Origin of the sequence: Bacteroides sp. AM44-19 (assembly GCF_003603395.1) — a bacterium.
GTDB lineage: Bacteria > Bacteroidota > Bacteroidia > Bacteroidales > Bacteroidaceae > Bacteroides > Bacteroides uniformis.
On the sequence record NZ_QTNB01000039.1, the window covers coordinates 1 to 8,495 of the forward strand.

Sequence of the window (8,495 nt, forward strand, 5' to 3'; positions counted from 1 at the left end):
AACATCTCCTGTAAGGTAATTTCATTTCTATTCATTTCCAATTTATTTATAAAGGGTTTGCCTTACAAGTATATACAATAAAATGAAGCAAAACAGAAGCTTATAATGTATTTCTTCATTTTAGCCAGTCTTTCAGAATGAACTCAAATATATTTCTTATATTTGCGAAAAAAGTCGCATTGAAAAAAGTCGCAATATGAATAATCCATTTAAATTCGGTACGATTGTAGACGGTGAATACTTTACGGATAGAGTAGCGGAACAAGAAAAAGTAAGAGAGATACTTGCAAGTGAGAATCACCTGATACTTATTAGCCCACGACGTTTCGGCAAGACCAGCCTCGTTCAAAAAGTAACGAAAGGATTGTCACGTCCCGTTTTTCAGTTGAACCTGCAGTTGGTAACAGACACTGCTGACTTTGCTGCACGATTATTGCGGATTGTGCTTCAACAATATCCTATGGAACGTCTGAAGCATCTCATCACTCATTTTCGTTTTATTCCCACCATTTCAACCAATCCCATGACGGATGGTATAGAAGTTTCATTTCAGCCGTCAATGGATGGTTTCATTCTGTTGGAGGATGTATTCACACTGATTGATAAATTGGGAATGAAGAATCCACACAAGAAACCGATTGTAGTACTGGACGAATTCCAAGAAATACGTACATTGGACAAGAATCTGGATAAAAAACTGAGGTCTATTCTACAGACTTACAATCATGCCAACTACATTTTCTTAGGTAGTCAGGAATCGATGATGCAGGAAATCTTTGAGAAAAAGAAATCTCCTTTCTATCATTTTGGATATTTGATGAAGTTGGGTAAGATTCCTCAAGATGACTTCTATGAGTTCCTCAAGAATGGCTTTCTTCTCTTAGGTAAAGATATGGATGCTGAAACGATAGGCCGCAGCATTCTGTCGTTCACCAATTGTCATCCCTATTACACCCAGCAACTGGCTTACCAGACATGGAATAACTGGAAACAAAACGGTTATAGTGATGCTTTGGTGGAAACTGCCATTACGGAGTTGACTCATGTACACGATATGGATTATGAACGTTTATGGAGCACTTTCAATAAAACAGATAAAAAAGTCTTGATAGGCTTAACTATGCAGATGGGGACTCCGTCCAGTCTTCCTTTTCTACAAGGTGTCGGTATTGATTCTCCAAGTACTGCCTTCAGTAGTTTGAAGCGACTTGGACAACAAGGATATGTGATACGTAATGAGGGGTATGAACTGGATGACCCTTTCTTCAGAAGGTGGATTGAAGTAAAGAGAGAAGGGTGATAGAAAGAGGAAATCCTTGTTGGGTTTCGTATCATTTCAGCATATTGAGTTTTATGCTTATCATGTCTTTATATGATATTTGCATCTCCTCCGGTAGAAAAGAGAGACTGATGAACTCCATCCATTTGGTTTCTACTTTCAAGAGTTTCTTGAAGAGGTTTTCTATTACTTTTTCGTCCAATCCCGACGCCCGCATGGACATGACAAAGTCAGCCTTCTTTAATTTACGTTTTTTGCCGTTTAGTGTAAGTGCAAGTTCTTCGGTGTCTTCAGGCATCACCAATGCGGTAGACAGCATGTCATATGCTGGTGTGAGCGTATATACCTCTTGTTGGGGACTATAAAGCGAGAAGTTCTTCAAATGCATGTCGGCATTACCGGTTATCCATGAAAAGACGACTTGCTCCCAGAAATTCACCAGGTCCAATTTGGGAGCGGATGAATATCTCAGCACTAACTTCGCAATCTGTTCATAAGAACCTTTGTATTTTTGTTCAGTGAGTTTTTCAGAAAGTTGGCACATGTCTTCCATAGCCAATTTCCCTCCTTCATTCGTGCGGTCTATGCGCCGGGTGATATAGCATAATTCACCATCCTCAAAGCGGATGAGGCTATGCGGCACAACTCGTATCTTGGCTATCTCCGCAAGATGCATTGTCAGATCCTCTAATTCGGGAAGATTGCCGAACCGTTCGGTTTGCGGCTTCAAAATATAGCGCCCCCATAAGCCTACAATCGTAAATCGTCCAGGCTCGTTTTTACTTCCTTTGTTGATATCCAATGATAATTTGGCCTGCACTCCGGTCAGTGTGGTCTGACTGCGAATTACCTGCCTTGCCAAATCGTTGAGATTATTGTGCGTATAAGGCAATATAGGCGCCTCTAGTGTCCCGAATATCTTTTTTGAGCAAGCCTTGTGGAAATCCCTCTCATTTCCATTCAGTTCTTTGTAGCAATACAGACATTTTGCCATTTTTAATCCTCCTCATTTATAGGTTCGATACCCACTGCACCGATACAGTCTTTACAGCACGCCAGCAACAGTGACATTCGGTCACGTGCATCTATTTTCCAGTTCTTTTCCGCAATGTCAAGCAGCCATCCTTCGGGTATCAGCCCGTCGAAAAAAGGAAACAGCACTTTGTCGTGATAGGCTTTCTCTGTCAAGGGTAATGTGAGACTGACAGCTTCTGCAACATCCGACTGCAGGAATTCCGTATCGTACTGGAAGGTATAGCCATCCTCATCCTCTGTGAGGATACCGGCTTTTATTCCTCGGAGATTTATCAATGCCTGCTTCATCATTCGTCAGTTTTAGTTATAGGTACTGCGCCAACTTCGCTGCCAAACAAAGACAGTAGCTGGTTTACCTTGTCCAACCGCAGCGTCTGTTTGCCTTGTTCCAATTCACGGACAAAGCGCAAGCCTACTCCTGACTTTTCCGAAAGTTCCACTTGGGTCAGATTGTACTGCTTACGCATCGCTTTTACATATTTGGATAATGTTGTTTGTTCCGTATATTCCATTTTTATACCCTTTGGGGTACAAAGATAGAATATATTTTCATTATTACACCCATAAGGGTATAAAAAGATTAAAGGAGAAAGAGATTATATCTTTTCGGGTATAAATTAACTAGAATAAGTTTATGAATCTATCCATTTCCTGTCTACCTATTTCAGGCTTTACTCTTAAAGCCTGCCAGTCCTTCGCTGCTTCAACGGCCTCTGTGATAACTCTTTCAGTGGCTTTTGGGCTAAGCATATAATCTCTCATGAGAGTCACACTATATTTTTAGGCCAGCTTTGCTTGATTCTGCTGAGTACATAAGAAGATAGCTTGTTGTATTGTTCAAACTCTTATAAATTCTTGTCACTTTTGCTGCGTACAACTGTCTAAATGGTGAATTGCTGAAAAAAGCAAGAGGCTGTCTCAAAATGCACTTGAGATAGCCTCTTCTATGCAAATGTTTTACTCTTCAGTTTATTCCTGATATTTCACTTTTGTTCCCAAAGCATCGTGGCGCATTTCGCGCTCACTTCGGTAAAGCTTTTCATCTTTTAAATAATAGTATTCCTGATAACCTCCAAATTCGATATTGGCATACTCTAAGTGGTCTTCGGCCTTGCAAGACTTCCATGTACCTTCATACTTCACTGAATCAGAGAAAGTGATGAGGGTGGTTGAGTCTGCACGGAGTTCAAACCTCACGCCATTTTCCGTTATGAATGTACCGGCGAAAGAATGAGTAGACTCTGTACTGTTAGTATTGGTACAAGAATATAAAAAACCGAAAGCTATTGTCAACATAGCCAAAATCGTTCGTCTCATTGTTCTTTTGTTTTTATAGAAAAGAGAGTGCTTCTTTTCCGGAAACACTCTCTTTTATTAGTTATCTGCAGTGATGATTATCTTTGAGCAGGAGTACCAGAGTTCTTCTTAACATCAACTTCGAATGTCAAAGTGAATGTCTTCCACTTGTAACCGAACTTCACAGGGATGAACAATTTGTAATCCCAGTTAACCGGAGTACCGCTGTAGTTGTTGTAAGTCAGAGTTTCATCTGCCTGGTTGTAAACAACCTTGGTATTAGAAGGCAGAGGACCGTTTGTTACACCATCAGTCGGAACCAAGTTACCGTTAACCAGTTTCAAGTTAGACTTGATTTGGTCTGTCATCCATTCGCCCGGAACTACTTCGTAGAATTCCCACAAAGCTTTCTGCAAGCCGGTAGTATTGGCTACAATATACTTCTTGCCTGATTCGTCAGCATTCCAAGAAACATAAGTGAAAGCACCCTTAACGTCAATTGTACTACCACCTACAGTTGCATCAGTAAAGTTCTCAGTTTCACCTGTAGTTACTGTCAACGGTTCGATGATAAATGCATCATATTCCTTGATAGTTGCAGTGTGGGCAGCAGCCAGCAGAGAACCAGCAGCACAGGCATCTTTGTAGCATACGTCGGCAACCAACTTGATGGGGACATACTTGCCTACGAGAGCCTTGGCAGCTTCTGTCGGAGCGTCGCCGCTACGCGGTGCGTGAGTCGGGTTTACTTCTTCCAACTTGATGTTGTAAGTGATTTCATTGGCATCCAGCTTGTTGGGAGCGTAGTTCACAATCTCAGCAGCTTTCTTGCCGTCGATGTACAGGATTGTTCCGTCAGGACTTACAGTCGCAGTCTTTTCAACAACGCTTGTACCGTTGAAATATTCGTACTTGTAAGCAGAATTGGCAGCTTCCAGTTTTTCTTTGTCGAACACGAAGCGGGCACCTTCCTCTGAATAAGCACCACCTTTCACACCCTGGTGGCCGCTGGCAGCATAAGGATACAGTCCGGAATAGAAGAACTTCTTACCGGCACGCAGTGCATCGGCATACCAGATTGCGCCGCCCAAACCGGTTGTCGGTTTAACTCCGAGGTCGTTCAGGAAACCGTTCAGCAAGTCTGTGTAGATGTTACATGTCGGGTTATTCTCTGTATTGTTAGACCATGCCGGGTTGGATTCCTCGGTATTGTAAACAATCGGGTTTACATTGAATGTGGACCATTCATTGTCGTTCTTCCAGTAGCGGCCATCGTAACCCCAGAGGTTGAATACCGGCTTGTAGATAGTACGTGTCAAAGTAATCTTCAATGTAGGATATGCACCTGTAGGATCGGAGTAGTAGCAAACCTTGCTGAAGCTCATCTTTTCCTGGTTGTTCCAGTTCGGATACTTCTTAACGATGTCTGCATGAGTCAGTGTCCAGATGATGTTGTAAGATTCTACACCAGCTTCAGAGTTGGCAATCACAGAAGCCGTACCTTCGCCGGCACCCTTTGTACCATCAAATTGAGTATAAACGGCGTGGAATTCCTGCTTGGTCATACCACCTTCTTTAGCCTTGTCGTAGATGTCCTCATTCATTTCCTGAGTACCGATGCGACCGGTGTAGTTGCTGCAGTAATAGATAGAATCAGCAAAAGCATGAGACAACTCTCTCTCGCCAGCTTCTTTCACCCATTTCACTTTCAGGTAACGCATGGCAACCAAAGCATTGTTTACTGTATCCACCAGTTCCACGCGAACGATAGGCTCACGACCTACAGCTGTTGCAGAAGTACCTTCGACAGTATAAACCTTGGAAGACATGATACCGTTTTCGTGAGAATCCAGCTTGGCAAATTTCTGCTGGTCTGTCTTGTTGGTGTTACCATCTACGCCACCCAATGTGTTATAAGGAGCAGTAGGGATGTAGAAACGGAATGTCAGACCATAATCCTTGTAGTTTGCCAGATTTGCATGGTTAGCGTGGTTAGTTTTAGCATCTTTAGCGTCTGTAACACAAACCTTCACCAATTTCTTCAAATCAAGCGGCTCGTTATAAGGTTGCTTAAAGTCTACATATTCGTTGGCTTTAGATTCGTATACGCATACAGAGTCATGATAGTGTACATAGAAGTCTTCTTTGCCGTCGTTCTGGATTTCATCGGCAAACTTACCGGTCATAGTTTTGCTAAAGTCAGTTTTGCTATTAACCAGATACGGAACCTTAACCTCTTCGTGCAGACGTACATATTCAGAGTTCACATACACCTTAGTACCTTGTTCGTCAAAAGCTTTCTTTTCAGCAGCTGTATAGTTTTCAGCAGCGATAGGAGCTTTCAAAGATGCCATGTAGAACTTTTCCTTGTCGCCGGCAGTCGTTGCAGCGATAGAACCCTTGACTGTCTTTTTGAATTTTACTGTCAGCACGTCCTTATTGATGTCGTACTTAACTGGTTGAATCGGGCTGTTAGTCTTAATATCAGCACCGGTAGCCTTGGTCATAATATTTTCAGATGTGATGCAATCAAATGAGGGCAATTCAATATCTGAAGTACGGACACCTACGCTGGGGCTTACATGGAAATAAGCCTCGTTGTAATCTGTAGAAATGGAGTTAGCTGTAGCAGCAGCATTTACGTGGTCCAAAACCGGAGTCGTAGTGTGGTCTTGAGTCGTATGCTTAGCCATAGCCTGATACTTCTGCGGGGTATATTGCAGGGTAGTCAGCGTGATGGCGGCAATACCGTTGATGTGGCTGGTAGGGATTACGGCCAGGCTGGTCAGACGATGACCAATCAGGGACATCACCTCAGCACTTACCTTGTCAATTTCAGCAGCCAAGTCCTTCAGCTTCTCGTCTGTAACGAAGTCGCCTTTCAATTCTTCTTTCAGAGCCGCAATCTTTTGGTTTACGATGTCCAAAGAAGCCAACTTGTCGATTTGGTCTTGCAGTTCTTTCTTCAGAGCTTTCAAGTCGTCATCAGAAACACCACCTTCTGCCGAACCGGCCTTGTCCAAAGCTTCCTGAGCCTTGTCCTTAGCTTCGTTGGCAGCTGTTTTAGCATCGTTGACAGCTGTCTCCAAAGTCGAAACTTTTGCAGCCAGCTCTTCAAGTGAAGCTTTCTTGTCCAGTTGTTCCTGCAAGTTCTTGATGTCGTCATCATAGTCCTTACAAGACGTGAACGTTCCTGTCGCACCTATCATCAAGGCACTGAACAGGGTCACACTTAGAAACTTTTTGTTCATAATTGAAAAACTTTAAATTTATAAATTTAAAAAATAAAAAGTGAATAATTTCTCATTTCCGGCATTCCTTTTCCCACAATGCTTTTGTTAAAAAATTCCGTTACTTCGCAGGTAACGGGAACCATCTTGAATCAATTATGTGAAAAGAAGTTTAATATAGTTGTAATGCCTCTATAATTGTTTATAACATTTTAAGTGATGAAAGATGAAAAGTGGCTTATAGGTGGAATTCTGATAATATGACCGAGAGGTAAAGTTACGATAAAGGGAAATCAAAATATTTATAGGGAAAGAAAGACTTAAAGTGTTATTTTGTAGAGTTTTGGCTTAAGGGGAAGTTGTTGAGAAATGAGCAAGAGGACTCTTCCCTTCAAGAGATGTTTCTTGCGGGAGGAATAAATATGGACACATCTAGGCTGCTTTATCAATAAAAATAAAAAAAACTATGCCGAGATTCCATTGCTTTTTACAAAAGAAATTACCTTCTCGTTTGCTTCATCAATCTTCTTGTCGTTGAAAGGTTTGAGATAGGTTTCAGTAACATTTATCGATGAATGTCCCATCGCTTCGGAAATAATGCCAGGGTGAATCTCACAATAATATGCCATTGTGGCCCACGTGTGTCTTGCCGAATACGAACTAAGATGTGAACTCATATTCAAATGTGTTTTTAAAGCTGACAGCTGATAGTTAAAACGCCTCAAAGCTGATTGATACTCTTTATAAGCCGCTTCTGTACCATCCTTGCTACGTAATATTGGGAATAAATAAGGTGAGTTCTCGTCCTTATTGGATACCATGTGTACCAGCTGTAAGGCTTCAGGGGATAGAAGTACCCGTAAGGTGCGACCAGTCTTTCTTCTACGATAGGACAATACATTCCCTTGCAGGTCTTTCTTGTGCAAGAAAGCTAAATCGACAAATGGGAGACCACGCATCATAAACATAAAAACAAATAGCATTTTGGCCTTTTGAAGGTTTGAGGAAGGAATCCTTTTGGACAAATCCATTTCTGTCCCGCGAACTAAAGTTCCTATATCCGAAGCTTCCAAAGCTCTTTTCTTGTCTGCTTTAGTTCCTGTATACACATGTTCAAATAATCTAGGAGTATAACGGACACATCGTAAATCTACAGCTCGATTGTAAGCCGAGCGAATGACTTTCATATAGGTAGAAACGGTGTTCCAACTGCAATCTCGTTGACGCAGGTGCATTTCAAAACGTTTCAAAACCGCTGGATTCAATTTGCGCAGATGCAAATCCCGATAGTTATTGAATGCGGAAAACACATTCAATGTAGATTGGTAAATATGGGCTGTTCCCCATCTTCCATTTTCTCGAAGCTCTCCAATAATAGTTGACAGCATTTCTTGTAAGGTAATCTCTTTCATCTTCAATTTAAATTATACATTCTCTTATTAATAATATGTATAAGTACAATCCCTTTATAATGCAGAACATACGTGCAAATACACTAATAATTGGGGCGAACAACAATCCCATTAACAAAAAAGTGCGCTTAAATGCAGATTTTTCGATTAATTATAAAAAAACAGCATTATTATTTGCTCATTTATAGAAAAACAATTATGTTTGCACGGAAAATTCCTCCGTTACCTGCGAAGTAACGGAAT

The 8,495-nt window shown here is 41.4% G+C and carries 7 protein-coding genes; 1 reads left to right on the forward strand and 6 read right to left on the reverse strand.

Annotated features, from left to right (window positions below):
• The first annotated feature begins 196 nt into the window (after nt 1-196).
• Nucleotides 197-1,300: an AAA family ATPase gene (locus tag DW947_RS20920; protein ID WP_119958622.1), complete on the forward strand. Its 1,104-nt coding sequence runs from the start codon at nt 197-199 to the stop codon at nt 1,298-1,300.
• A gap of 31 nt (nt 1,301-1,331) precedes the next feature.
• Here DW947_RS20920 and DW947_RS20925 read toward each other — a convergent pair whose 3' ends face one another.
• From DW947_RS20925 to DW947_RS20950, 6 genes are all read right to left on the reverse strand, one after another.
• Nucleotides 1,332-2,273, reverse strand: a complete 942-nt coding sequence (locus tag DW947_RS20925; protein ID WP_098032261.1) for a HipA domain-containing protein — start codon at nt 2,271-2,273, stop codon at nt 1,332-1,334.
• A gap of 2 nt (nt 2,274-2,275) precedes the next feature.
• Complete coding sequence (locus DW947_RS20930) at nt 2,276-2,602, reverse strand: HipA N-terminal domain-containing protein (protein WP_022401131.1); 327 nt, start codon at nt 2,600-2,602, stop codon at nt 2,276-2,278.
• Nucleotides 2,602-2,826 carry a helix-turn-helix transcriptional regulator gene (locus tag DW947_RS20935; RefSeq protein ID WP_005824474.1) on the reverse strand — a complete coding sequence of 75 codons (225 nt, stop codon included), beginning with the start codon at nt 2,824-2,826 and terminating at the stop codon, nt 2,602-2,604. Before DW947_RS20935 ends, DW947_RS20930 begins: the two co-directional genes overlap by 1 nt.
• A 457-nt stretch (nt 2,827-3,283) precedes the next feature.
• Nucleotides 3,284-3,631, reverse strand: coding sequence for a hypothetical protein (locus tag DW947_RS20940; protein ID WP_022401132.1), 348 nt, complete (start codon nt 3,629-3,631; stop codon nt 3,284-3,286).
• Between the two features lie 77 nt (nt 3,632-3,708).
• Nucleotides 3,709-6,861: a PspA/IM30 family protein gene (locus DW947_RS20945; RefSeq protein ID WP_022401133.1), complete on the reverse strand. Its 3,153-nt coding sequence runs from the start codon at nt 6,859-6,861 to the stop codon at nt 3,709-3,711.
• A gap of 443 nt (nt 6,862-7,304) precedes the next feature.
• Nucleotides 7,305-8,252: a tyrosine-type recombinase/integrase gene (locus tag DW947_RS20950; RefSeq protein ID WP_119958623.1), complete on the reverse strand. Its 948-nt coding sequence runs from the start codon at nt 8,250-8,252 to the stop codon at nt 7,305-7,307.
• Nucleotides 8,253-8,495 lie beyond the last annotated feature (243 nt).

Excerpts from the sequence above, each read along its gene's own strand:
- DW947_RS20940 (WP_022401132.1), bottom strand. The coding sequence starts at position 3,631 with ATGAGACGAACGATTTTGGCTATGTTGACAATAGCTTTCGGTTTTTTA.
- DW947_RS20945 (WP_022401133.1), bottom strand. The coding sequence starts at position 6,861 with ATGAACAAAAAGTTTCTAAGTGTGACCCTGTTCAGTGCCTTGATGATA.
- DW947_RS20920 (WP_119958622.1), top strand. The coding sequence starts at position 197 with ATGAATAATCCATTTAAATTCGGTACGATTGTAGACGGTGAATACTTT.
- DW947_RS20935 (WP_005824474.1), bottom strand. The coding sequence starts at position 2,826 with ATGGAATATACGGAACAAACAACATTATCCAAATATGTAAAAGCGATG.
- DW947_RS20950 (WP_119958623.1), bottom strand. The coding sequence starts at position 8,252 with ATGAAAGAGATTACCTTACAAGAAATGCTGTCAACTATTATTGGAGAG.
- DW947_RS20930 (WP_022401131.1), bottom strand. The coding sequence starts at position 2,602 with ATGAAGCAGGCATTGATAAATCTCCGAGGAATAAAAGCCGGTATCCTC.
- DW947_RS20925 (WP_098032261.1), bottom strand. The coding sequence starts at position 2,273 with ATGGCAAAATGTCTGTATTGCTACAAAGAACTGAATGGAAATGAGAGG.